The 22,731-nt window shown below is 48.6% G+C and carries 25 protein-coding genes; 21 read left to right on the forward strand and 4 right to left on the reverse strand.

The genetic code is table 11. From position 1 onward, the window contains the following. From BMY75_RS03875 to BMY75_RS03890, 4 genes are all read right to left on the reverse strand, one after another. Positions 1-1,338 (reverse strand): GH25 family lysozyme, encoded by a 1,338-nt coding sequence (locus BMY75_RS03875; protein WP_074829969.1) that lies wholly within the window; start codon positions 1,336-1,338, stop codon positions 1-3. After that, entirely contained in the window at positions 1,335-1,766 is a 432-nt protein-coding gene (locus BMY75_RS03880) for an acyl-CoA thioesterase (RefSeq protein WP_074829972.1), read from the reverse strand. The genes BMY75_RS03875 and BMY75_RS03880 overlap by 4 nt, the downstream gene beginning before the upstream one ends. Before the next feature lie 47 nt (positions 1,767-1,813). After that, positions 1,814-2,587, reverse strand: coding sequence for a phosphoribosylformimino-5-aminoimidazole carboxamide ribotide isomerase (hisA, locus tag BMY75_RS03885; protein ID WP_074829977.1), 774 nt, complete (start codon positions 2,585-2,587; stop codon positions 1,814-1,816). Positions 2,588-2,658: 71 nt separating this feature from the next. Beyond that, complete coding sequence (locus BMY75_RS03890) at positions 2,659-2,979, reverse strand: hypothetical protein (RefSeq protein WP_074829981.1); 321 nt, start codon at positions 2,977-2,979, stop codon at positions 2,659-2,661. Between the two features lie 339 nt (positions 2,980-3,318). Here BMY75_RS03890 and BMY75_RS03895 point away from each other — a divergent pair, with 339 nt between their 5' ends. From BMY75_RS03895 to BMY75_RS03990, 21 genes are all read left to right on the forward strand, one after another. After that, positions 3,319-5,259 (forward strand): aconitate hydratase, encoded by a 1,941-nt coding sequence (locus tag BMY75_RS03895; protein WP_074829986.1) that lies wholly within the window; start codon positions 3,319-3,321, stop codon positions 5,257-5,259. 132 nt (positions 5,260-5,391) lie between these two features. Continuing rightward, positions 5,392-5,586: a hypothetical protein gene (locus tag BMY75_RS03900; protein ID WP_074829991.1), complete on the forward strand. Its 195-nt coding sequence runs from the start codon at positions 5,392-5,394 to the stop codon at positions 5,584-5,586. Positions 5,587-5,615: 29 nt separating this feature from the next. Beyond that, entirely contained in the window at positions 5,616-6,686 is a 1,071-nt protein-coding gene (locus tag BMY75_RS03905; RefSeq protein ID WP_074829995.1) for a DUF456 domain-containing protein, read from the forward strand. 33 nt (positions 6,687-6,719) lie between these two features. Beyond that, positions 6,720-6,884, forward strand: coding sequence for a hypothetical protein (locus BMY75_RS17860; protein ID WP_170844241.1), 165 nt, complete (start codon positions 6,720-6,722; stop codon positions 6,882-6,884). Between the two features lie 86 nt (positions 6,885-6,970). Beyond that, the gene (locus BMY75_RS03910) at positions 6,971-8,182 is read left to right on the forward strand and encodes an NADP-dependent isocitrate dehydrogenase (RefSeq protein ID WP_074830000.1); all 1,212 of its coding nucleotides are present in this window, start codon (positions 6,971-6,973) and stop codon (positions 8,180-8,182) included. A gap of 679 nt (positions 8,183-8,861) precedes the next feature. Next, positions 8,862-9,386 carry a translation initiation factor IF-3 gene (gene infC / locus BMY75_RS03915; RefSeq protein ID WP_024857901.1) on the forward strand — a complete coding sequence of 175 codons (525 nt, stop codon included), beginning with the start codon at positions 8,862-8,864 and terminating at the stop codon, positions 9,384-9,386. Between the two features lie 24 nt (positions 9,387-9,410). Then, a complete protein-coding gene (gene rpmI / locus BMY75_RS03920) occupies positions 9,411-9,611 on the forward strand; it encodes a 50S ribosomal protein L35 (RefSeq protein ID WP_074830003.1) in 201 nt (66 codons plus the stop codon). Positions 9,612-9,663: 52 nt separating this feature from the next. Next, on the forward strand, positions 9,664-10,017 hold the full coding sequence (rplT, locus tag BMY75_RS03925) for a 50S ribosomal protein L20 (RefSeq protein ID WP_002847137.1): 354 nt from the start codon (positions 9,664-9,666) through the stop codon (positions 10,015-10,017). Positions 10,018-10,170: 153 nt separating this feature from the next. Continuing rightward, positions 10,171-10,986 carry a TrmH family RNA methyltransferase gene (locus tag BMY75_RS03930; RefSeq protein WP_074830007.1) on the forward strand — a complete coding sequence of 272 codons (816 nt, stop codon included), beginning with the start codon at positions 10,171-10,173 and terminating at the stop codon, positions 10,984-10,986. A gap of 2 nt (positions 10,987-10,988) precedes the next feature. Continuing rightward, complete coding sequence (locus BMY75_RS03935) at positions 10,989-12,128, forward strand: DNA-processing protein DprA (RefSeq protein ID WP_074830009.1); 1,140 nt, start codon at positions 10,989-10,991, stop codon at positions 12,126-12,128. A gap of 111 nt (positions 12,129-12,239) precedes the next feature. Continuing rightward, positions 12,240-14,345 carry a type I DNA topoisomerase gene (gene topA, locus BMY75_RS03940; protein WP_074830012.1) on the forward strand — a complete coding sequence of 702 codons (2,106 nt, stop codon included), beginning with the start codon at positions 12,240-12,242 and terminating at the stop codon, positions 14,343-14,345. 6 nt (positions 14,346-14,351) lie between these two features. Continuing rightward, positions 14,352-14,822: a GNAT family N-acetyltransferase gene (locus BMY75_RS03945; RefSeq protein WP_074830015.1), complete on the forward strand. Its 471-nt coding sequence runs from the start codon at positions 14,352-14,354 to the stop codon at positions 14,820-14,822. A gap of 41 nt (positions 14,823-14,863) precedes the next feature. After that, complete coding sequence (gene trmFO / locus BMY75_RS03950; protein ID WP_074830019.1) at positions 14,864-16,186, forward strand: methylenetetrahydrofolate--tRNA-(uracil(54)-C(5))-methyltransferase (FADH(2)-oxidizing) TrmFO; 1,323 nt, start codon at positions 14,864-14,866, stop codon at positions 16,184-16,186. Positions 16,187-16,413: 227 nt separating this feature from the next. Next, positions 16,414-16,830 (forward strand): hypothetical protein, encoded by a 417-nt coding sequence (locus tag BMY75_RS03955; protein WP_074830022.1) that lies wholly within the window; start codon positions 16,414-16,416, stop codon positions 16,828-16,830. Between the two features lie 103 nt (positions 16,831-16,933). Further along, entirely contained in the window at positions 16,934-17,617 is a 684-nt protein-coding gene (locus BMY75_RS03960) for a hypothetical protein (protein WP_074830026.1), read from the forward strand. Positions 17,618-17,626: 9 nt separating this feature from the next. Then, on the forward strand, positions 17,627-18,370 hold the full coding sequence (locus BMY75_RS03965) for a hypothetical protein (RefSeq protein WP_074830029.1): 744 nt from the start codon (positions 17,627-17,629) through the stop codon (positions 18,368-18,370). A gap of 8 nt (positions 18,371-18,378) precedes the next feature. Continuing rightward, positions 18,379-19,095, forward strand: a complete 717-nt coding sequence (locus tag BMY75_RS03970; protein ID WP_139199692.1) for a hypothetical protein — start codon at positions 18,379-18,381, stop codon at positions 19,093-19,095. 4 nt (positions 19,096-19,099) lie between these two features. After that, the gene (gene plsX, locus BMY75_RS03975) at positions 19,100-20,104 is read left to right on the forward strand and encodes a phosphate acyltransferase PlsX (protein ID WP_074830036.1); all 1,005 of its coding nucleotides are present in this window, start codon (positions 19,100-19,102) and stop codon (positions 20,102-20,104) included. Continuing rightward, on the forward strand, positions 20,104-20,802 hold the full coding sequence (gene rnc / locus BMY75_RS03980; RefSeq protein WP_074830038.1) for a ribonuclease III: 699 nt from the start codon (positions 20,104-20,106) through the stop codon (positions 20,800-20,802). Before plsX ends, rnc begins: the two co-directional genes overlap by 1 nt. A 488-nt stretch (positions 20,803-21,290) precedes the next feature. Continuing rightward, positions 21,291-22,304, forward strand: a complete 1,014-nt coding sequence (locus BMY75_RS03985; RefSeq protein ID WP_074830041.1) for an elongator complex protein 3 — start codon at positions 21,291-21,293, stop codon at positions 22,302-22,304. Next, on the forward strand, positions 22,297-22,725 hold the full coding sequence (locus BMY75_RS03990; protein WP_074830043.1) for a hypothetical protein: 429 nt from the start codon (positions 22,297-22,299) through the stop codon (positions 22,723-22,725). Before BMY75_RS03985 ends, BMY75_RS03990 begins: the two co-directional genes overlap by 8 nt. The last annotated feature ends 6 nt before the right edge of the window (positions 22,726-22,731 follow it).

Genomic DNA, 22,731 nt, shown 5'->3' on the forward strand with positions numbered 1-22,731 from the left:
TCACTCTCCCTGAAGTACGTTAAGGTCAACTGCGCCGTTTATGCCGTCGATACGACCGGTACCGCAGCGCTGCCAGATGTACCAGTCGCCCTCGTAGGTAGTCTCTTCAACGTAGTGTGCCAGCCATACGGGTCTGTTGTTCTTGTTTTCCCAGAAAAGTTCCAGGAAGTTCTTACTGCTGTAAAGCATAGCTGCATAGCCGTTCTTTTCAAGTTCGCTTGCGAAGGCTTCGTATACCTCGGAAAGGTCGTGGATGCTCATGCCGTAGCGCTGAAAACTCTGAAATTCTTCCCAGTCGAAAGCAACGGGGAAGTCCAGCTTGTGTCCGTCAAGAGTTTTGACTATCTTCTTTGCGGTGGCACGCGCACCCTCGATGGTGGTATCGGTGGAGTAGAAGTATACCCCGACTTTCAGCCCTGCTTTGGTCGCGCCCTCGATGTTATTATAATAGTATTCATCAAGGTCGGTTCCGCCTGATTTGCCGTAGCCCATTCTGATTATAACGAATTTACAGCCCGCTTCGGCAACGGCATCAAAGTCGATATCCCCCTGCCAGCGGGATACATCTATGCCGAACTCTCTTCCGTCTGCGCTGTAATTCTCAACAAAGTCGCCGAATTCGATGGTGCTGTTGTCGTAGGTCTCATCATCTGATGAAGACGAAGGCACGCCCACATTCACGTTTATGTACCTTGTGAGCCTGTTGCCGTTGGCATCATCGATATACAGCGTCAGAGGATAACTGCCCTCAGCCGATGTATCAACATCGCCCTCGACAGTCAGCACAGGTGCGCGGTCGAGGTTGTCGGCATAACTCACATAGTCATCGATATTGAAATCGTTACCGACACTCAGGGATATATCATCACCCAGAAGCATAACGGGCGGAGTGGTATCCACAACGTTATACTTTACTTTCTTTTCGGCTTCACCGCCGTCAAGCTCCATTCTCAGGGTGACTTCATGCTCGCCTGTTTCGTCGGTCTTCAGGTACTCGTCGCCGTTTTTCAGCTTTGCGTTGCTGTCAAAAACAAAGTCTTTCAGCTTTATCCGCTGGTAGACTTCCACCGTATCCATGCAACCCACATTTATCTTGTCGGGGTCAGCTTTTTTCTTGGCGGGAGCCTTGGTTTCGGGCTTGCTTTCGTCCTTTTCGGGAGCTGTGGTCTCGGCAGGCTTTTCCTGAACTTCCACAACTATCTTGTCTGCCTTGTCCTCGTCCCCTGTGGTCTGCTTATCTGTGACAACAGCAGAGGTGTCGTCCTTTTTCGGTTCGATATCCGCTCCGCAGCCTGCAAGCATAAGTGCCGCTGCTGCTATGGCTAAAGCTTTCTTCATTCGCCCTTATCCTCCAGTGCTTCCAAAAGGTTCTCGTAAAGTTCGGGATACTTCTTCTGCATACGTATAGGTCGCAGGTCTGTACCCGTGAAACAGTGCTCGGTAACTGCGGTGAGTGAAAGCTGACCTGTTGTCAGGTTGTTGACTTCGTATTCCAGCTTGAATCTGCATCCGTTGAAGCTGAGCAGTCTGCACTTTACTTCAAACTCGTCCCCGAACCTGACAGGGTATTTATACTCGCATGAAACGCTGAGCACAGGAGATACTATGCCCTGCTTTTCGGTGAATTCAAAGGGACAGCCTGCCTGTTCCATCAGGTCTATCCTTGCTTCCTCCAGCCAGCGGACGTAGTTGGAATGATGGACGATGTCCATTCTGTCCGTTTCATAGTAATATGCCTTGCGGCGATAGGGTCTGTATTCTTTCATTTTTATGTTCCTTCTTTCGCATATGTACGGTCGGGATATGACCTACATTATTTGTCAAACCCGCATACTTCTTCAAAACGCATATTTCCTCCGAAGATATCAAGGGCGCTTCCTATGGTGAAATCCACCCTGCCTTTGCCGAGTGTCTTCAGCTTTTCAAGGTCATCGAAGGAGGATATCCCTCCTGCATAGGTGGCGGGCATACCTTCGATATCGCCAAGCATGGTCGCTACGCCGTCCTCTATGCCCTTTGCCTTGCCTTCAACATCTACTGCGTGTATAAGGAATTCATCACAGCTGTTTTGCAGACGTTCGATCGTCTCGGGGCAGAGTCTGGTATCGGTGAACTTCTGCCATCTGTCGGTAACGATGTAGTAATCCTCGCCCCGCTTTCTGCATGAAAGGTCAAGGACAAGCCTGTTCTTGCCAACGGCATTCTTCATCAGCGTGAGATTGTGTTCGTCTATCTCGCCGTTCCTGAAAACGAAGCTTGTGACGATAACGTGGCTGGCACCCTTGTCGAGAAATCCTGCGGCGTTTTTGTCATTGATACCACCGCCTATCTGCAAGCCGCCCTCAAAGGCACTCAGTGCGGAGTACGCCTGCTGCAAGTCTTTTTCATAGAACTCACTTCCTGCGGGGTTCAGGATTATGATATGTCCCCCGGTCAGTCCGCGGCTTTTATAAAGTTCGCCGTAGTAGCTGCCGTCCTGTTCGGATACAAAATTATCCTGGGCATGGTTGCCTTTGTCCGCAAGGCTTCCGCCGACTATCTGCTTTACACAGCCGTTGTGGATATCTATACATGGTCTGAATCGCATACGCTCATACCTCCGTTAACGAGAAAAATTCAATATATAAAGAGTGTTCATAAGGCAAACAGGGATCTGCATTATTCTTCTATGAAATATGAAAAAGCATTTTCTTCGATCTCTCCGCACTCATTCAGAAGCTCATTATTTTCATCATATAATTGATATGTTATCTGTTTGCCGCCTAAAGATGTCTCGCCGTCTAATCCGAGAAGCAGTGTGTAATAGCTTTCTGTCATGACCAGATCTATCAGCTCATGAAGATCACTTTCGCTTACTCCCGATAGTATCAGTTTTCTTATTTTTTCAGCGACCTCGGACTTTGAGCTTTTATCGAAGTATTCGCGAAGAGTTGATTCTTTTTCTTCATAACAGAGTTTTACAAATTCTTCTCCTGTCATTTAATTCACCCGCTGTCTTGTTTACATCACAAAAGTTAAAAATATCGGCGGGAAGCCCTTTAAAAACAATACTGTCTCCGCGCCTGCCGTCCGCTTTTTCCACAAGATATTATACCACACCATGTAATATATGTCAAACCTGTTACGCGGCGGAAGAAAAATATAAAAAATATTCACACACCTGCCCCCGCCGTGTTAGAAATACCCAAAAATACGGAGGACAGCTTCGGGGACGTGTTTTTATCTTGACATAATACCCATTCTGTTATATAATAGAAAATGTATTATTATATATAGAGGGCATACGCCCCCGATCATAAACATGGAAGGAAGTTTTTTATGGGACTTACACTGACTGAAAAGATTCTTAAAGCGCACCTTGTTGACGGTGAATTCGTCAAGGGTCAGGAGATAGGTATTCGCATTGACCAGACTCTTACTCAGGACGCTACCGGCACTATGGCTTATCTTGAATATGAGGCTATGGGCGTGCCCCGCGTAAAGACCGAGAAGAGCGTGGCTTATATCGACCACAACACTCTCCAGTCCGGCTTTGAGAACGCTGATGACCACAGATTCATCGGTTCTGTCTGCAAAAAGCACGGCATCTATTTCTCCAGACCCGGCAACGGTATCTGCCACCAGGTACATCTTGAAAGATTCGGTATCCCCGGCAAGACCCTTATCGGTTCTGACAGCCATACTCCCACAGGCGGCGGTATCGGCATGATCGCTATCGGTGCGGGCGGACTTGATGTTGCTGTTGCTATGGGCGGCGGCGCTTACTACATCACATACCCAAACATCGTTAAGGTAAACCTGACAGGCAAGCTGTCTGCATGGGTATCCGCTAAGGACGTTATACTGGAAGTTCTCAGAAGACTTTCCGTTAAGGGCGGCGTAGGCAAGGTAATAGAGTACTGCGGCGAGGGCGTTAAGACCCTGTCCGTTCCCGAGAGAGCTACCATCACAAACATGGGCGCTGAGCTGGGTGCTACTACTTCTATATTCCCCTCTGATGAGATCACACTGGCTTTCCTGAAAGCACAGGAGAGAGCTGAGGTATGGACAGAGCTGAAGGCTGACGATGACGCTGTATACGATGAAGTTATCGACATCGACCTCAGCAAGCTGACACCTATGGCAGCATGTCCTCACAGCCCTGACAATATCAAGACGGCAGAGGAACTCAGTGGCATGAAGATCGATCAGGTATGTATCGGTTCATGTACAAACTCCTCTTATGTTGATATGATGAAGGTCGCTCATATCCTCAAGGGCAAGACTGTTCATCCTGATGTTTCTCTGGCTATCGCTCCCGGCTCCAAGCAGGTGCTGAACATGATCGCAGAGAACGGCGCACTGGCTGATATGATCGCAGCAGGTGCAAGAATACTGGAATCCGCTTGCGGCCCCTGCATCGGTATGGGTCAGGCTCCTAACTCAAAGGGTATCTCTCTGAGAACCTTCAACAGAAACTTCCTCGGACGTTCGGGAACTAAGGACGGTCAGATCTATCTGGTATCCCCTGAGCTGGCTGCTGCTTCCGCAGTAGCAGGTGTTCTCGTAGACCCCAGAACTCTGGGCGATATGCCTGAGATCAAGGTGCCTGAGCACTTCAAGATAAACGACAACATGGTAGTTCCTCCTGTAGCTGAGACTGACATGGACAGCGTTGAGGTACTGAGAGGACCCAACATCAAGCCCTATCCCGAGACTGCTCCTCTGGTTGAGAGCATCGGATGTCAGGTATCCCTGAAGGTGGGCGACAACATCACCACCGACCACATCATGCCCGCGGGTGCAAAGATACTGCCTCTGAGATCGAATATCCCCGCTATCTCACAGCACTGCTTCACAGTATGTGACGAGGATTTCCCCAGAAGAGCAAAGAACATGGAGAAGTCCATCATCGTTGGCGGCTCCAACTACGGTCAGGGTTCATCCAGAGAGCACGCTGCACTTGCACCCCTGTACCTGGGCATCAAGGCTGTGCTTGTTAAGAGCTTCGCACGTATCCACAGAGCAAACCTCATCAATGCAGGCATACTGCCTCTGACATTCGTAAACGAGGCTGATTACGACAAGATCGAGCAGGGCGACGAGATCGAGATCGCTAATGTACGCGCTGATATCGAAGCAGGCAAGACTCAGCTGACTGTTGTAAACAAGTCCAAGAACGTAGAGATACCTGTTCTCTGCGAACTGACAGGCAGAACCAAGGATATCATCCTTGCAGGCGGTCTGTTGGATTACACAAGAGAGCAGCTTTCCAAGTAATATAAGTAAATCATACATCGGTCTGCGGGGCATAGTGTCCCGCAGATGTGATGTTTATGTTTTCTGTGACGGGCTATCGCATTGGCGATGGCTTGTCACAGAAAACAGGGATAAGTAAGGCGGTGACAAGCCATGGAAACAAGGAAAAGAAGTCCTTGGGAGTATATCGGCGTTATACTTTTCTGTGGGATATGTTTGCTTGTATTGAAGATACTTTTTCCCGGCAGATGCTTTAACTGGTATCTGAACAGGGTAAAACTCATCGGTGCCATTGTAATAGTGCTTTTGATAGTTATATCACTTATAAGGCGCAGCGCAGGAACGTAAAACAGAATTATGAAGATAAGGGGGATATTATGCCCGATAGCAAGATAAACAGGCGTCGCGTGGATATGGCTGACCTTATGGGGACGGACGATATTCCGCTGGACGAGGAATACTTTGAAGAGAAAATAATGGAAATGGGAGATATCCCTGCGAAAGGCACTGCAAGCCGTGCGAGGATGAAAAAGCTCGAAGAGGATATATCTTCTCTGGCTGACGGCAGAGTAGCCCTCGGGACGACCCGCGATAAAAGTATGAGCAAGCTCTTCGGCACTGATGATATCAGGCTGGACGATGAATTCTTTGATGAAAAGATAAAGGAGATGGAGGAAAACCAGGCTCCCGTTCATGAAAAAGAGCTTACGGAGTATGAGCAGTGGATAGAAGAAGGTCTGAAATATGACAGGGGCTACGGCACCAAGGATTCCTATGTGGGTGAGATACCCGAGGAAAAGGACAGCTATGCTGGCTCGATATACGAACAATATGATAAGTGGCAGGAAGAGACCACTGCGCTGATACGCGGTCTGAAAGCTCGTGACAGCATCAATGAAGCCCGCGATGAGAACATACACAAAGCTATGTTCTTTGCGACTATCTTTAATAATCACGGTAATTATTCGGGCAACCGCGATGAACTTGTCAATATGTTCAAGACGGCGGTTTGGTATATACTGACATCTGCGGCTATGCTGGGAGCTTTTTACTGCTTCGGTGCAAAGGGCGCAGACCTTATGATACCATGGGGACTTGGCGGCGTTATCGGTGCGATAATCCGCTATAACGGCAAAGAGAATTACACCATCAGCGAATCCCTTGTGATGGGCGCGGTGGAGGTTGGCATACTCGGGGGACTGGCTGTTACATGGCTGCTTAGTCTTCTGCCTTTTGTGGAAAAAGATACACAGATGCTGCCTGTTGGCATAGTGCTGGGCGGCATAGGTGCTTTGATAGCTGAATTTATCAAACTGAGAAAGACGCTTGCACGTCCCGCCAAGGAGTGTTTATACAAGATGATACCATTCGCTGTGGCGACGGTGTTCTTTGTGATAGCGGCGGTATTTGTGACCCTGGTCTTTGCAGAGATGCGCAAGGCTTCATGAGGAGTATAGATCATTATAAGAGTAGTTGTGATTTTGCTGATCTGTCTGGTGATAGTTGGTATCATAAGGCTGGCTATCGAAAAGATCATGCCCAACAGGGATAAGAAATTTTATCATGCGATCGTAAGGGTTGTATGGGGCATTATGATAATTGTGGTAATGCTTTCAAACTACGGCTGCAGCGGAAAGCTGAGTTGACAGCTGATATATTTATTTATGATGATATGGGAAATTCGGTGGGGTGTGACCCTGCTGTTTGCAAATTAGTAAGGAGGGCTATTTTTATGGCTAAGATTCAGATGAAAACACCGCTGGTCGAGATGGACGGCGACGAGATGACAAGGATCATCTGGCAGGAGATCAAGGACATACTGATAACACCGTATGTTGACCTCAAGTCGGATTACTATGATCTGGGACTGGTTCACAGAAATGAGACCAACGATCAAGTAACTGTTGATTCTGCAAACGCTACCAAGAAGTACGGCGTTGCAGTTAAGTGTGCTACCATCACACCTAACGCTGCAAGAATGACAGAGTATGATCTGAAGGAGATGTGGAAATCCCCTAACGGCACTATCCGTGCTATGCTGGACGGTACTGTGTTCAGAACACCTATACTTGTTAAGGGCATCACACCCTATATCCCTACATGGACTAAGCCTATCACCATCGCACGTCACGCTTACGGCGATGTTTACAAGAACGTTGAGATGAAGTGCCCCGCAGGCGCTAAGGCTGAACTGGTATGCACCGACAAGGACGGCAACGAGACACGCGAGACTATCTACAACTTCGAGTGCGACGGCGTTATACAGGGTATGCACAACAAGTCCACTTCTATCGCATCTTTCGCAAAGAGCGTTTTCAACTTTGCGCTGGATACCAAGCAGGACGTTTGGTTTGCAACCAAGGATACTATCTCCAAGAAGTATGACCACACATTCAAGGATATCTTCAGCGAGATATTCGAGAACGAGTACAAGGCAAAGTTCGAGGCAGCAGGCATAGAGTACTTCTACACCCTCATCGACGATGCTGTTGCAAGAGTAGTACGTTCCAACGGCGGATACATCTGGGCTTGCAAGAACTATGACGGCGACGTTATGTCCGATATGGTAGCTACTGCTTACGGTTCACTGGCTATGATGACTTCTGTACTGGTATCGCCCGACGGTGTATACGAGTTCGAGGCTGCACACGGCACAGTTCAGAGACACTACTACAAGCACCTGAAGGGCGAGGAGACTTCCACAAACTCCGTAGCTACACTGTTCGCATGGACAGGCGCACTCCGCAAGAGAGGCGAACTGGACGAGCTGCCAGAGCTGGTTAACTTTGCTGATTGTCTTGAAAAGGCAACAATCCAAACCATTGAGGACGGCATAATGACAGGCGACCTGTATCTGCTTTCCAAGCTGGAGAACAAGCAGAAAGTCAACACAGAGGACTTCCTGAAGGCAGTTGACGAGAGACTGAAAGCAAAGCTTTTCTAATTCATAATGCATAATTCATAATTGTTGGCAGGAAGATAACGTAGCATTACTGAGGATAGAATGCCAAGGAGAAGAGCTTTGGCTCAAGCCTTTCGCGAAAGGCTTGCGGAGAGCACGAGAGGCAGAGCCTCTCGGTCAAGGCGTAAAAGCGACGTGGTAATAGTGCTGTAAATAGAACGGCGAACTATCGACCTAAAGGGGCGCGGCACGCGGTCGACGCAGTCACCGCTACAAAAATCAGAGCGTGGACAAAACAATAGTCCACGCTCAAACTATGTCCGTAAATTATTGCCGCGCCCGTCATCGGACAGCGACAGCGTTTCCGATGACTCGACCCGAGGAACGAGGGGCGACCTGTCCATCGCAGTACGTATGTTGATGAACGTAAATGTTCCACGTGGAACATTTGTTTGGAGACGAGCGCAAGCGGCCGCATGGCATCGCAAAAGGATAACTATCCTGTGGATAACAAAAAATTTACAAATGCCCCTTGACAAATGTCGGTGAGGGTGATATAATTAATCAGTAAACAAAGCAGAACAGTTCCGTTCTCACCTCAAGCGCCATAGGGCAGCGAAAAGGTCGCAGTGATAAATACTTGGCAGTGAGTCTGCCTGATATTGATATCATTACGGGTACGGAAAGTTCTGTGCCCGTTTAATTTTTATTTTGGAGGTGCTTGACTATTAGCAGCAAAGAACATCAGCTCAACGAAGAGATCAGAGACAAGGAGCTCAGAGTCATCGACGTTGACGGAGCACAGCTCGGTATACTCAGTGCGGAGGAAGCATTGAAGATCGCATTTGAAAAAGACCTGGATCTGGTTAAGATCGCGCCCCAGGCTACACCGCCTGTCTGCAAGATAATGGATTACGGTAAGTTCCTGTTTGAACAGCAGAAGCGTGAGAAGGAGCAGAGAAAGAATCAGAAGGTCATCGAGATAAAGGAGATAAGAATGTCCTCTACCATCGATACCCACGATTTTGAGACCAAGGTAAATCAGGCGATAAAGTTCCTCAAGGGCGGAGATAAGCTGAAAGTATCGGTAAGATTCCGCAAGCGTACTGTTGCACACCCTCAGTTCGGTGAAGAACTGCTGGTGAAGTTCAAGGAAGCTGTTTCCGAGGTGGGAGTTGTTGATAAGCCTTCCAAGATGGAGGGGCGCAGCCTGGTAATGTTCGTTGCGCCGAAAGCAGGCAAGTAATAAGTTTTAAGGAGGATAAATCAAATGCCTAAGATCAAGACACATTCGGGCGCTAAGAAGCGTTTCAAAGTAACAGGTACCGGCAAGGTAAAGTTCCAGCACGTTAACAAGAGACACAGACTCAATCAGAAGGATCACAAGAGAAAGAGAATTCTGAGAAACGGTGCTTATGCTGACGATACCAACATAGCAAACATAAAGGCTCTTATCCCTTACAAGAAGTAAGACGAGTTGTAGGGAAGTAAAATTTTAGTAATAATTCTAGGAGGTAATAACTATGGCTCGTGTTAAGGGAGCAATGATGACTCGTAAGAGAAGAAATAAGACACTGAAGCTTGCAAAGGGCTATTTCGGCGCTAAGAGCAAGCATTTCAAGATGGCTAAGCAGGCTGTGATGAAGTCCGGTCAGTATGCTTACATCGGCAGAAAGCAGAAGAAGAGAGATTTCAGAAGACTCTGGATCACAAGAATCTCTGCTGCTTGCAAGATGAACGGCATCAACTACTCGTCCTTCATGAACGGCGTTAACAAGGCAGGCATCAACCTGAACAGAAAGATGCTTTCCGAGATCGCTATCAGCGACCCCGCAGGCTTCACTGCAATAGTTGAGAAGGCTAAGGCAGCTCTTTGATAGTAAGGAAACACGCAGGTCGTAATCGGCTATGCGTGTTTTGTTCTATAATGAGGACAGAATGTTGTTGTAACTAAATTGTAATATTTGTATAAACTGTTACAACGATGTTGAAGAAAGTTTGTCTAATATAACGAGGAGAGGTGCGTCCCAATGGTCATAACTTCCAAGGAAAACCCTAAGATAAAACAGCTGGCAAAGCTGTACTCAAACCGCAAATACCGTCGTGAAACAGGGCTTTTCGTCATAGAGGGCATAAGGGGCTGTACTGATGCGCTGGTGGACAGTACTCTTAACGGCGGGCGCATGGAGATAGAGGGCATATATTATCTTGAAGAGCTTTTTGAGGGCGTTATGGCGGAAAACAAGCGTGAGCTTGAACTTCTTCCGGAGGACAAGAGATTCATTATAACCCGTGAGATAGCCGATAAGATAAGCGATACCGATGCCTGTCAGGGGATATTCGTGACGGCTAAGATGCTTGATAAGCCTTTTTCGGAGGATACGCTCAAAAGGGGCGGAAAGTATCTGATACTGGACGAACTTCAGGACCCCGGCAATCTGGGGACTATGATACGCACCTCGGACGCTGTGGGGCTTGACGGCATAGTGCTGACGGGCAACTGCGTTGACCTCTACAACCCCAAGACAGTGCGCTCGGCGGTGGGCAGTATGCCCAGAGTGGATATCTTCGTGGAGAGGGACTTTGAGCGTGTGACTGAGGCTTTCAGACTGAAAGGCATACCTACTGCGGCGGCTGTTATCAGCGGCGGTGAGAATGTGCTGAAATACGACTTCTCGGGGGGCTGTGCTGTTGTTATCGGCAACGAGGGCAGAGGGCTGGCAGAGAGCCATGTGGCGCTTTGCAGTGACAAGGTATCCATCGCGATGCACGGTCATATCGACTCGCTTAATGCGGCAACGGCAGCAACTATCTTCCTGTGGGAGATGACAAGACTGGAGGGCTGAGGTTGGACAGATACAGCGGCTGGCTCCTGCTTGGAATGGTATTCGGCATGGGTGGTAAAAGGCTCTGGCAGGTAATGGAAAAGACCGATGACCCAGCCGAGATGTGCGAGAGGATACTTTCGGGCAAGGCTGATTTCCTCAGTGACAGCGAAAAGGAAAAGGCTGAGCGGGTGAGTATTGATGAAGCTGAAAGGCTGATAGAACGGGCTCATGAACTTGGTCAGCAGGTGGTGTGCATAGGTGACGCGGACTATCCGAAAAGGTGGTACGAACTGAATGATGCACCTTCACTGGCGTTCTACTGCGGAGATATCAGCATAGCCAATGACAGCACGGTGATACACACTGTGGGTACGAGAGAACCATCGAAGTACACCCTTTCGCTGATAAACGTGCTTTGTGCAGACCTTGCCCTGAGAGGGTTCACAGTATCCTGCGGGCTGGCTGAGGGTTCTGATACCTGCACGGCTGAAACTGTTCTCGGGAGAGAGGGCAGATTGCTGGCGGTGTATCCCACTTCACTTGACAGGGAGTACCCTAAGGATGTGGGCGAGCTGAAAGAAAGGCTTGCGGAGAAAGGTCTGCTGATAAGCGAATATTCACCTGAGTACAGCGGGAGAATGAATTTTCACAGGCGAAACAAACTGGCTGTGGCTCTGGCTTCGGCGGTGGTGATAACTGAAGCCTCGGAGGACAGCAAGGGGCTTGACAATGCTGTGCGTGCCATGGATACGGGCAGACCTGTGATGGTAGTGCCGCCGCATCTATTGTACAGCAAGAGGTATTTCGGGCAGAGAGATCTGCTGAGAAAAGGCTGTATACCCATATTTGACGGCTCGGACGCTGTAAGGGTTTTGGCTGAAAGGCAGGAGATATCTGCTGAGAGGTATGGACTGAAAGCGGGTGTCAGTGATGTTCATACCGAACAGAAACAGGAAAAGATCAGAAAGCCCATAAGGGAGCTTAGTGGTGTGGAAAGCAAGATATATGAGCTCCTGAAAGAAAAAAGCCCCATGTCTCTTGATGAGATGACGGCTATAAGCGGACTTTCGATGATGGAAGTGCTTACCTGTGTGACAGGGCTTGAACTGGAGGGGATAGTGATATCACTCCCCGGGAAAAGATACGAATTGGATTCATGATTCACAGTGCATGACAGGAACTACGAATATCTGTGTGATATTCCTCATAAACAATTATTCGGTCACGTTCTGTGAAGCATAAATTAGATCAGGAAACGGAGTAGAAATAAATTGTCAGATCTTGTAATTGTAGAGTCGCCCCACAAGGCGAAAACTGTAAAGAGATATCTCAGCGGTGATTACGAGGTAGTGGCGTCCATGGGACACCTGAGAGACCTGCCGAAATCCAAGTTGGGCGTAGATATAGATAACGATTTTGAACCGCAGTATATCAACATCAAGGATAAGGAGAACCTTATCAAGGAGATAAAGAAGAAAGCCAAAGCCAGCGACCACGTTTATCTGGCGGGAGACCCTGACCGCGAGGGAGAGGCTATAAGCTGGCATCTTGCACAGCTTCTGGGGCTGGATATGAACGACAAGAACCGCGTGACTTTCAACGAGATAACCAAGAGCGGTATAGATGCGGGCATGAAGAATCCCCGTACCATCGACCTTAATCTTGTTAATGCACAGCAGGCAAGGCGCATACTCGACAGGATAGTGGGCTACAAGCTTTCACCATTCCTGTGGAGAAAGATAAGGCGCGGACTTTCCGCAGGACGAGTACAGTCCGTTGCGGTGAAGATGATATGCGACAGAGAGAACGAGATAAGGGCTTTCGTATCACAGGAATACTGGTCGATAGATGCTTTGTTCCTTGCGGGTACAAGCAAGAAAGCCTTTGCATCGAAGGTGGATACAGTTGACGGAGCAAAGCCTGACCTTAAAAGCAAGGCTGATGCTGATGCCGTGCTGAAAAGACTTGAGGGTGCAGAGTTCATTGTGGACAAGGTGAAGAAAAGCGTGCGCAAGAAGAACCCTGCTGCACCTTTCACAACTTCCACCTTACAGCAGGAAGCTTCGAGAAGACTGGGATTTCAGGGCAGACGTACCATGAAAGCCGCTCAGGAGCTTTATGAAGGTCTTGATATCAAGGATATGGGTCCTACGGGTCTTATCACCTACATGAGAACAGACAGCCTGCGTATCTCCGACGAAGCAAGGGCAGCTGCCTATGACTTCATCAAGGAGAAGTACGGCGATGCTTATATCCCCGAGAAGCCAAGGGTATACAAGACAAAGGGCAGTGCACAGGACGCACACGAAGCTATACGTCCCACAAACCCTGCCATAACCCCTGAGCTTGTAAAGGCAAGCGGTGTCACCAATGACCAGTACAAGCTTTACAAGCTGATATGGGAGAGATTCATAGCTTCACAGATGGCTAACTGCACTATGGATACCATGTCGGTGGATATTGCGGCTAACGGCGTGATGTTCAAGGCTACGGGATATTCGGTGAAGTTTGACGGCTTTACCGTGCTTTATGAAGAGAGCAAGGACGAAGAGGAAGAGAAGAAGAACGTTCTTCCGCCGCTGGCGAAGGGCGATAAGCTGACACCCAAGGAGATAACGGGCAACCAGCACTTCACACAGCCGCCCCCGAGGTATACCGAAGCTACCCTTGTAAAGGCATTTGAAGAGACAGGCATCGGCAGACCTTCCACCTACGTTACGACTGTTACTACTATAATCAACAGAAACTACGTTGAGAGAGACGGTAAACAGCTGAAGCCCACAAGTCTGGGTGAAGTTACCAACGAGCTGATGAGCGAGCATTTCGACAAGATAGTTGATGTGAAGTTCACGGCGAACATGGAAAAGAGCCTTGATGATATCGAGAGCGGCAAGATAGGCTGGGTAAATACCTTGCAGAAGTTCTACAAGGAGTTCGACAGCGAGCTTGGTGTAGCTGAAAAGGAGATGGAGGGCAAGCGCGTAAAAGTCCCCGATGAAGCTACCGATGAGGTATGTGAGGTATGCGGAAAGCCTATGGTGATAAAGATAGGCAGATTCGGCAAATTCATGGCTTGCTCGGGCTTCCCCGACTGCAAGAACACCAAGAGGATAGTTCAGGAAACAGGCGGAGACTGTCCTTTCTGCGGAAAGAGAGTACTGCTGAAGAAGTCCAAGAAGGGCAAGAAGTACTACGGCTGCGAGAACAACCCCGAGTGCAGCTTTATGACATGGGATATACCCACCGAGGAGAAATGTCCCAGATGCGGCAGCACACTGTTCCAGAAGGGCGGAAAGAACGGCATACTCATATGCCACAAGCAGGACTGCGGCTACCAGAGAAGCCTTTCGGGCGAGAGCGCCGAGGGCGAGGAATAAGCCGTGGTGGATATCCGCAGGGCTGAGAGAAGTGATACCGATAGCCTCGAAAGGCTGTACACACAGCTTGAAAAGGACGCGGTGCGCTATCAGCCACAGCATTTTGTGATCAGCGGCGGACGTGTTGATGACAGTATGTTTGAGGACGACAGACAGGCGGTATATGTGGCAGAGGTCGATGGTGAAGTAGTTGGCTTTGTGCATATACTGCTGATGAAGTCCAAGGACATAGGCTGTCTGAAAGCTGAGAAGAACATCTACATACAGGATATGGCGGTAGATGAAAGGCACAGGAGCCGCGGCATAGGTTCTCTGCTGATGGGAGCTGTGAAGCGTTACGGTGCTGAACACGGTGCAGTATTCGTGAGGACGCAGGTCTTTCTGCAGAACTGTGACGGGCTGAGGTTCTATGAGAAGAACGGATTTACCGAGACCATGAAGACTGTGGAATGTCCGCTGGATATAGGCATAGAGTGATAATGTTTATCAGACTAAAGTACCAATAAGGATAACTATAAATGAGTGAAAAAGTAAAAGTTATAGGCGCGGGGCTGGCGGGCTGTGAGGCTGCGTGGCAGCTTGCGAGAGCGGGCATCGACTGCGAGCTTTATGAGATGAAGCCCAAGAAGTTCACCCCTGCGCATAAATATAAGGGCTTTGCGGAGCTGGTATGTTCCAATTCCCTTAAAGCCGACAGGATAGAATCGGCGGCAGGTATGCTTAAAGAAGAGATGCGCAGGCTTGGTTCGGTGACTATGGAATGTGCCGAGGAAGCAAGGGTATCAGCAGGCGGCGCACTGGCGGTGGACAGAGAGAAGTTCTCCGATGCCGTTACCGAGCGCATACGCAGTAATGAGCATATCACAGTCATCGAGGAGGAAATCACCGAGATACCCGAGGGTAATGTGATAATCGCCACGGGTCCCCTGACCTCTGACGGTCTGGCTGAGAGCATAGGCAAGCTATGCGGAGAGTATCTGTATTTCCACGATGCTGCTGCACCTATCGTGACATTTGAGAGCATAGATATGGACAAGGCGTTCTTCGCTTCACGCTACGGCAGAGGCGATGCGGATTACATCAACTGTCCCATGGACAGGGAGGAGTATGAGCGTTTCTACAACGAACTCATCACCGCCGAGAGCGCACCGCTGAAAGAGCATGACAAGGAGCATTTCGCCAAGGACGGCTTCAAGGTATACGAGGGCTGTATGCCCGTTGAGGTGCTGGCAAAGCGCGGCGAGGACACACTTCGCTTCGGACCGCTGAAACCTGTGGGACTGAGAGATCCCCGGACGGATAAACGTCCATGGGCGGTGGTACAGCTGAGGGCTGAAAATACTGCGGGCAGTATGTACAATCTGGTGGGCTTCCAGACCAATCTGAAATTCGGGGAGCAGAAGAGAGTATTCTCTCTTATCCCGGGTCTTGAAAATGCTGAGTTCATGCGCTACGGCGTTATGCACAGGAACACTTTCCTGAATTCACCCAAACTGCTGAACGAGCAGTTCAATATGTGCACCAGACCATCGCTTTATTTTGCAGGTCAGATGACAGGCGTTGAGGGCTATATCGAGAGTGCGGCAAGCGGCATATTCGCGGGGCTTAACATGGCTAGGCAGATACAGGGACTTTCTCCTGCAAGCCTGCCCGATACCACTATGCTGGGTGCGCTGAGCAAGTATATAAGCTCTCCCGAGACCGAGAACTTCCAGCCTATGGGCTGTAATATGGGCATACTTCCCGAATGGGGCGAGCGTATAAAGGACAAGAAGCTGAAATACAAGCTTCTGGCTGAGAGAGGTCTTGCTGACCTGGACAGGTTCATCGCAGACCTGTAAGAAATGCATATACGTGACCGCAGGGATATGTACTGATAAGAAAGCGTAAAGGGCGCAGGAGAAAAATAATGTCAATTTTTTTAAGACTTACAGATATTGCAGTATTATTATTCGCGTTTATATTTCCGATAGTGAGATGGTTTAAAAAGCCTTTGGAAGAAAAAAGGCAGCTTAGTTTTGGAAATATTTTAAATATTACAGGAAATATGTTTGAACCGTTAATAGCAATGCTTTTTCTGATAAATTCTCTTTTCAATGTGGGTCACGGCGAAAAGCTGTATACCGAGATGGCATATTCGGACGACGGGATAGTTGGTGTAGTAATGGTCAGTATCGTGATTTTCCTTTTAACACTGATCATTGGTGTCGCAAACAGATATAAACCAAAGGACTATTTGAAAAAAGGTTTGCTCCACTGGCTGATAGGTCTGGCGATAACGGGTCAGCATATAATCTTGAATCTCACGATAAAGAAACATCCCGAAAAATTCATTAACTACGACGTATACACAGTCAGTGAGATGAAGACAAAATGTGTGCCATGTGCGCTGATAGGATCTTCTATATCGCTTGCAGTGTGTATAGGTCTGTGCATACTTATATGGTATAGACATGAAATACGTGACCGCAAGGATATATACTGACATAAGAAAACGTAAAGAAGATAAACACTTTTTGTGAAAGCAGGGAGTGATCCTGATGTACATTATCAGGGAAAAGAAAAACGGATTTTGATATGGAGAGAGTATGAAGATAAAAACACTGGCGGCTGTGCTTGCACTGATGATGCTGGCAGGCTGCGGCAAGGCGGCAGAGGTCAATTCCGATGATAACAGCACTGCGGGGCTGAAAGTTGAAACTCCCGAACAGCTTGCTGAGGAGAAAGAGGTCTATGCCGATGACACCTACGGCAACAGCCGCACTGCGGCATTTCTTGCGAAGATAGACAGCCACGACTTTGCCATAAAGCTGAAGTCTGAACGTTCAGGCGGCGGTGAGGTCATCGAAGAGGTGGAAGTCAGCGGGAATATACTGCATGACGTATACAAGAATACCGACGGCATTGTTACTGCCGAGCTTTATATAGTTGACGGCGGCATATGGTGCGTGACTAACGAGGGCAGCTCGAATGTCACCTATCAGGGCTTTGACAACGGCTACGACGACCATGTTAGAGAATGTGTTTTCCACTGCGTGACAATCGGAGATGCCGAAAAGTACGGCGGACGGACAGAAGGTTCTGTCGAGAAGATGCTCGGTAAGAGCGATGGTTCCGGATCATTGTTCACCTACGGTGATGACGGTGTCCTCAGAAGCTACGAGGGTAGCGGGGCACACTATGAGGTGCTGGAATTCAGAGAGGGCATAGGCGAACTGCAATTGCCCGAAAATGTTCGTTCAGCGATAGAAAATAAGGATATTTACGGATAGGAGATCTTTATGGATAAGAAGATATTTATTACAATAGCAGCGGTCTGCATTATGCTGACAGGCTGCGGCAGTAAAAATGATACATCATCGGCTGATAACGATTCAAGAGTTGCAGGCGGGGCTGTTACAAAGGTGACTACTCAGGAAGAGGACACAGCAGCCGAGGAAAGCAAGACTGAGGACAGCAAAGCTGAGGAAGAAGACAGCAAAGCCTCCGATGAGGGCGAAGCTCAGGGCCCCACAGGGGCAGACAGCTATGAGCACAGCCTCACAGCAGCCTTTGCAGATCAGCTGAACACCAGAAATTTCTCGGTGACTTATGCACAGAACGATATCGACAGCGGCGAGGGTATGCAGCTGCAGTATGAGGAGACCTTAGAGGTCAACGGCACAGGCGGACACCAGACCATCATCAATGCAGACGGTTCCATAAACGAGGTCTACATCGTAGACGGTGCCTGCTATTCGGCTGATGAAAACGGCGAGCTCCAGATAACTGCAATGGGAAATGTTATGGGTGATATATGCTCCATGGTATTTGGTTTCTCACCTGCAGAATCTGAATTCAAAGGCGCTGAAACATACAGCGACGGTACAGTTCAGGAAACTTTTGTCGATGAGACCAACGTGACTTTCGTATGCACATATGCTGACGGCAAACTGACATCCTGCGATGGTGCAGGTTATCTGCGGGATTACAAGGGCTTCACAGAAGGCGGCGTTGACGAGATAAAACTGCCTGAGGGCAACTGACGGACATAATGAGAAGAGTTTTGATATATCTGACCGCAGTTGTGATATGTTTGGCATTATCGGGCTGCGAAAAAAACAGCAATGATGAGAATGTTTCCTCAGCCATCGGTGACAGTGATACTGTGACAATGGAGACTGCTGACTGCTATGAGGACAGCCTGACAAAAGCCTTTACCGAAAAGCTGGAGGGCGAAAAGCTCACGATAGATGTAACTGTTACCATTGACTATGAAAATGAGAAAATAGGCGAAGACAGGATGTCACGAGTGCTTGAAGTTAACGGAGAAAACAGACATCTTGTTGTAGGTCTTGAAAGCGGCGATATTGAATTCTATCAGACTGAAGGCAAAACATGGGTAGTCTATCCCGAAAAAAAGGAGATAAAGCCTCTGAACAGCAACGGCTTTTTCGGAGCAAACAATGCAGAAACTGTTCTGGGAAATGTGCCCGAAAGCGGGGACTTCGTTTCGGCGGAAAATTTTTCAGACGGGAACATTCGGGAAATATTTGATATTGACGGGATCAGGACAGTTTTTACTTATGATGAAAAAACAGGCGGACTTACAGACATAGAATATGAAACAGATTCTATACCCGGTGACAATAAAGCCGTGATAAATGTAGCTGTGAACAGCTTTGCAGAGGACTGCGGTGAGATAAAATTACCAGAGGGGTATACGATGACAGAATGGTATGGCTCGGCTGTATCACAGACAGGGAGGTAAAACAATGAACATAGTAATGGACGCATTCGGCGGCGATAATGCACCGCTGGAAGTTATAAAGGGCGCAGTTGACGCTCACAGGGATTTCGGTGTTGATATCACTCTGGTGGGCGATGAGAAGAAGATAAAGGACTGTGCGGCTAAGAACAGCCTTGATATATCGGCACTGAAAATACGCCATGCCGATACCGTTATAGAGATATGCGAAGAACCTACCGAGGTCATCAAGGGCAAAAAGGACTGCTCGATGGCTGTGGGTATGCAGCTGCTTGCTGAGGGCGAGGGCGACGCTTTCGTATCCGCAGGCTCAACAGGTGCGCTGGTAGTGGGTGCTACTTTCATCGTAAAGAGGATAAAGGGCATCAAGCGTCCCGCGCTGGCGACTATACTGCCTACCGCAGGCAAGCCTACCATGCTTCTGGACAGCGGCGCAAATGCAGACTGCCGTCCCGAGATGCTGGTACAGTTCGGCATAATGGGCAGTGCTTACATGAATAAGATACTGGGCGTGGATAAGCCCAGAGTAGCTCTGGCAAATATCGGCGCTGAGGAATCCAAGGGCAGAGAGCTTGAACTGGAGACCTACAAACAGCTGAAAACAGCTCCCGTGAATTTTGTGGGTAATATCGAAGCAAGACAGCTCCCTCTGGGCGACTGCGATGTATGCGTGGCTGACGGCTTCTGCGGAAACCTTATGCTGAAACTCTACGAGGGCATGGGCAAGTTCTTTGCGGGCGAGCTTAAAGGCATATTCAAGAGCAGTGCAAAGAGCAAGCTTGCGGCTGTTATGGTAATGAAAGATATCAACAATTTCAAGAAGAAGATAGATTATTCGGAGTACGGCGGAGCACCCCTGCTGGGTACTGCAAAGCCTGTTATAAAAGCCCACGGAAGTTCGGATGCAAAGGCATTCTATAATGCAGTAAGGCAGGCGAAACAGTTTACCGAGACAGGTGTTATCGATACGATAACAGACGCACTCGCGCAGATGAAGAAGGTGCAGGAATAATGGACGAGCAAAAGAGCCTTGAAGTATTTCAGAAGAAAATAGGCTACCGATTCAAGAATGACAAGCTGCTTTATGAAGCATTGTCACATTCCAGCTTTGCCAACGAGAACAAAAAACAGCGCCACAGCAACGAGCGCCTTGAATTTCTGGGAGATTCGGTGCTTTCCATAGTGGTATCTGATTACATCTTCGAGCATTTCAAGCATTTGCCCGAGGGTGAGCTGACAAAGCTGAGAGCATCGCTGGTATGTGAGAAAGCACTGTTTGAGTTCTCCCATAAGATAGAGCTTGGAAAGTTCATCTTTCTCGGCAAGGGCGAGGAGCTTACAGGGGGCAGAGAGCGTGCTTCGATAGTATCGGATGCGATGGAAGCAGTTATCGCTGCCATATATCTTGACGGCGGCATAGAAGCGGCAAGAAAGCACATAATGAACTTTCTGCCAAAGGATATCAGCCCTGCGCACACGGACACATTCCATGATTACAAGACCGTATTGCAGGAGATAATCCAGCGCAATCCCGAAGAAAAGGTTGAGTACTTTTTAAAGGGCGAGGACGGTCCCGACCATGACAAGAGATTCACTGTGCAGGTGAAGCTGAACAACAATGTGATAGGTGAGGGCATAGGCAGGTCGAAGAAGAATGCCGAGCAGAATGCGGCGAAAGAAGCTTTGGCACTTATGGGAATCAAGATCTGATCTAATTCATAATTCATAATTCACAATTCATAATTGTGGGTGAGGGCGGTGAGTACGCTGTGCTTAGGATAGCATGGCGGTGAGCGCTGGAAACTTTGACGCAGACTGAGCTTGATAAGCACAACAAAGAAGTGGGCGAAGAGAGCTTTGGGTCAAGCCTTTCGCGAAAGGCTTGCGGGAGTTTGAGGGCAGAGCCCTCAATCACCAAGGCGCAAAGCCAAATGCATAGCGAACTATAAGAGCATAGCAAACTACTGACCAATAAAGGCGCGGGCGGTCACAAAAAATACCGCGTCTGCAAAAGCATGATATCCGCACAAACTACCTGCGTGAATGACCGCACGCGCCCGCCATCGGACAGCGATAGCGTTTCCGATGGCTCGACCCGTAAGGGGCGACCCCCTGTACATCGCAGTATGTTCGTGAAAGCGCACCGCAGTCCCTAAGATCAAGAACCCCAAATAATCCAACAGAAAAGAGGCGCACAAATGCACAGCAACATATCAATATTCGTACCCCACGTGGGGTGTCCGCATAAGTGCGCATTCTGTGACCAGAGGACTATCACCGGTGAGCAGAAACTCCCCCATAAAGAGGACGTTGAACGCGCCTGTTTGCAGGCTCTGGAAGAGGTAAGCGATATCACCGATACTGAGATAGCATTCTTCGGCGGAAGCTTTACGGCTATACCCAGAGATTATATGCTCGAACTGCTGACAGCGGCGTATAAGTTCGCTGGCGAAGGCAAATTCAAAGGAATAAGGCTTTCGACCCGCCCCGATTATATCAACAGCGAGATACTCGATATCCTTAAACAGTACGGCGTTACTGCTATCGAACTGGGCGCACAGTCAATGTCCGATGAAGTTCTGGAAGCCAACGAGAGAGGTCATACCGCCGAGGACGTAAGGCAGGCAAGCAAGCTTATCCGTGAATACGGCTTTGAACTGGGCTTGCAGATGATGGTGGGGCTCTATAAAAGCGGTCATCAGCAGGAGGACGAGACTTTTAACGAGATAATGGCTATCCATCCCGATACCGTCAGGATATATCCTGTGGTGATACTGAAACACACCCGCCTTGCGGAACTTCTGGCGAGCGGTGAGTATAAGCCCATGAGCTTCGATGAAGTGCTTTCCCTTTCAACAAGGGCGCTGGGTGCTTTCACGGAAGCAGGCATAAAAGTGATAAAGTGCGGTCTCCATGCCAGCGAGTTCGTTGAAAAGGACATGGTGGGAGGATTTTACCACCCCGCTTTCAGGGAACTCTGCGAGGGCATGATTTACAGGCAGGCAATCGAAAAAGCTCTAGGTGATGCCCCTGAAAATGGTACTTACACATTTATCATCGGCAAGGGCTGTATCAGCAAGGCTGTGGGTCACAAGCGGGCTAACAGAGAGTATTTTGAAAAGTCAGGTCTGCGGATAAAGTTCACAGAGGACAATGATATACCGCTTTATGAAGTCAGGCTGATAAAATCCGAGGGTTCGGAAAATGTATGAAGAACTGATAAAGGATATACTTTACGAAACCTTGCTGACTATCCTTATGGTGCGGAATATCTTCATGCTGAGAAAAGCGCGGGCATTACGGCGTGATGTTAAGGCGGGCAAGACTGAAAAGGTCAAAGCTAGGATAACGCTGGTAAGATTCTCGGTCGAACCGCGTGGCAGAATGGCACGGGGAGAGTATGAGAAGGACGGCAGGAAGATAAAGTGCAGTATGATATGCGCCTGCTCGATGCACTATATCCACCGAAAGGACGAGATAGAGGTCATAATCGGGGAAAGCGACGGACGCTTTTTCGCACTGGATGAACAGCAAACAAAGAACGCTGTGATCACATGGTGGGTGTTAACTTTTCTTCCGGGAGTGTATGTGCTGATATTTTTGGTGGATATAATATATCAGATAACAAAGTAATTACGA

Source organism: Hominimerdicola alba (genome assembly GCF_900109655.1).
Classification (GTDB): domain Bacteria; phylum Bacillota; class Clostridia; order Oscillospirales; family Ruminococcaceae; genus Hominimerdicola; species Hominimerdicola alba_B.

What these genes read in the sequence shown, in the direction of transcription:
- BMY75_RS03875 (WP_074829969.1), bottom strand. Translation starts at nt 1,338, where the DNA reads ATGAAGAAAGCTTTAGCCATAGCAGCAGCGGCACTTATGCTTGCAGGC.
- BMY75_RS03880 (WP_074829972.1), bottom strand. Translation starts at nt 1,766, where the DNA reads ATGAAAGAATACAGACCCTATCGCCGCAAGGCATATTACTATGAAACG.
- hisA (WP_074829977.1), bottom strand. Translation starts at nt 2,587, where the DNA reads ATGCGATTCAGACCATGTATAGATATCCACAACGGCTGTGTAAAGCAG.
- BMY75_RS03890 (WP_074829981.1), bottom strand. Translation starts at nt 2,979, where the DNA reads ATGACAGGAGAAGAATTTGTAAAACTCTGTTATGAAGAAAAAGAATCA.
- BMY75_RS03895 (WP_074829986.1), top strand. Translation starts at nt 3,319, where the DNA reads ATGGGACTTACACTGACTGAAAAGATTCTTAAAGCGCACCTTGTTGAC.
- BMY75_RS03900 (WP_074829991.1), top strand. Translation starts at nt 5,392, where the DNA reads ATGGAAACAAGGAAAAGAAGTCCTTGGGAGTATATCGGCGTTATACTT.
- BMY75_RS03905 (WP_074829995.1), top strand. Translation starts at nt 5,616, where the DNA reads ATGCCCGATAGCAAGATAAACAGGCGTCGCGTGGATATGGCTGACCTT.
- BMY75_RS03910 (WP_074830000.1), top strand. Translation starts at nt 6,971, where the DNA reads ATGGCTAAGATTCAGATGAAAACACCGCTGGTCGAGATGGACGGCGAC.
- rpmI (WP_074830003.1), top strand. Translation starts at nt 9,411, where the DNA reads ATGCCTAAGATCAAGACACATTCGGGCGCTAAGAAGCGTTTCAAAGTA.
- rplT (WP_002847137.1), top strand. Translation starts at nt 9,664, where the DNA reads ATGGCTCGTGTTAAGGGAGCAATGATGACTCGTAAGAGAAGAAATAAG.
- BMY75_RS03930 (WP_074830007.1), top strand. Translation starts at nt 10,171, where the DNA reads ATGGTCATAACTTCCAAGGAAAACCCTAAGATAAAACAGCTGGCAAAG.
- trmFO (WP_074830019.1), top strand. Translation starts at nt 14,864, where the DNA reads ATGAGTGAAAAAGTAAAAGTTATAGGCGCGGGGCTGGCGGGCTGTGAG.
- BMY75_RS03955 (WP_074830022.1), top strand. Translation starts at nt 16,414, where the DNA reads ATGCTTTTTCTGATAAATTCTCTTTTCAATGTGGGTCACGGCGAAAAG.
- BMY75_RS03960 (WP_074830026.1), top strand. Translation starts at nt 16,934, where the DNA reads ATGAAGATAAAAACACTGGCGGCTGTGCTTGCACTGATGATGCTGGCA.
- BMY75_RS03965 (WP_074830029.1), top strand. Translation starts at nt 17,627, where the DNA reads ATGGATAAGAAGATATTTATTACAATAGCAGCGGTCTGCATTATGCTG.
- BMY75_RS03970 (WP_139199692.1), top strand. Translation starts at nt 18,379, where the DNA reads ATGAGAAGAGTTTTGATATATCTGACCGCAGTTGTGATATGTTTGGCA.
- plsX (WP_074830036.1), top strand. Translation starts at nt 19,100, where the DNA reads ATGAACATAGTAATGGACGCATTCGGCGGCGATAATGCACCGCTGGAA.
- rnc (WP_074830038.1), top strand. Translation starts at nt 20,104, where the DNA reads ATGGACGAGCAAAAGAGCCTTGAAGTATTTCAGAAGAAAATAGGCTAC.
- BMY75_RS03985 (WP_074830041.1), top strand. Translation starts at nt 21,291, where the DNA reads ATGCACAGCAACATATCAATATTCGTACCCCACGTGGGGTGTCCGCAT.
- BMY75_RS03990 (WP_074830043.1), top strand. Translation starts at nt 22,297, where the DNA reads ATGTATGAAGAACTGATAAAGGATATACTTTACGAAACCTTGCTGACT.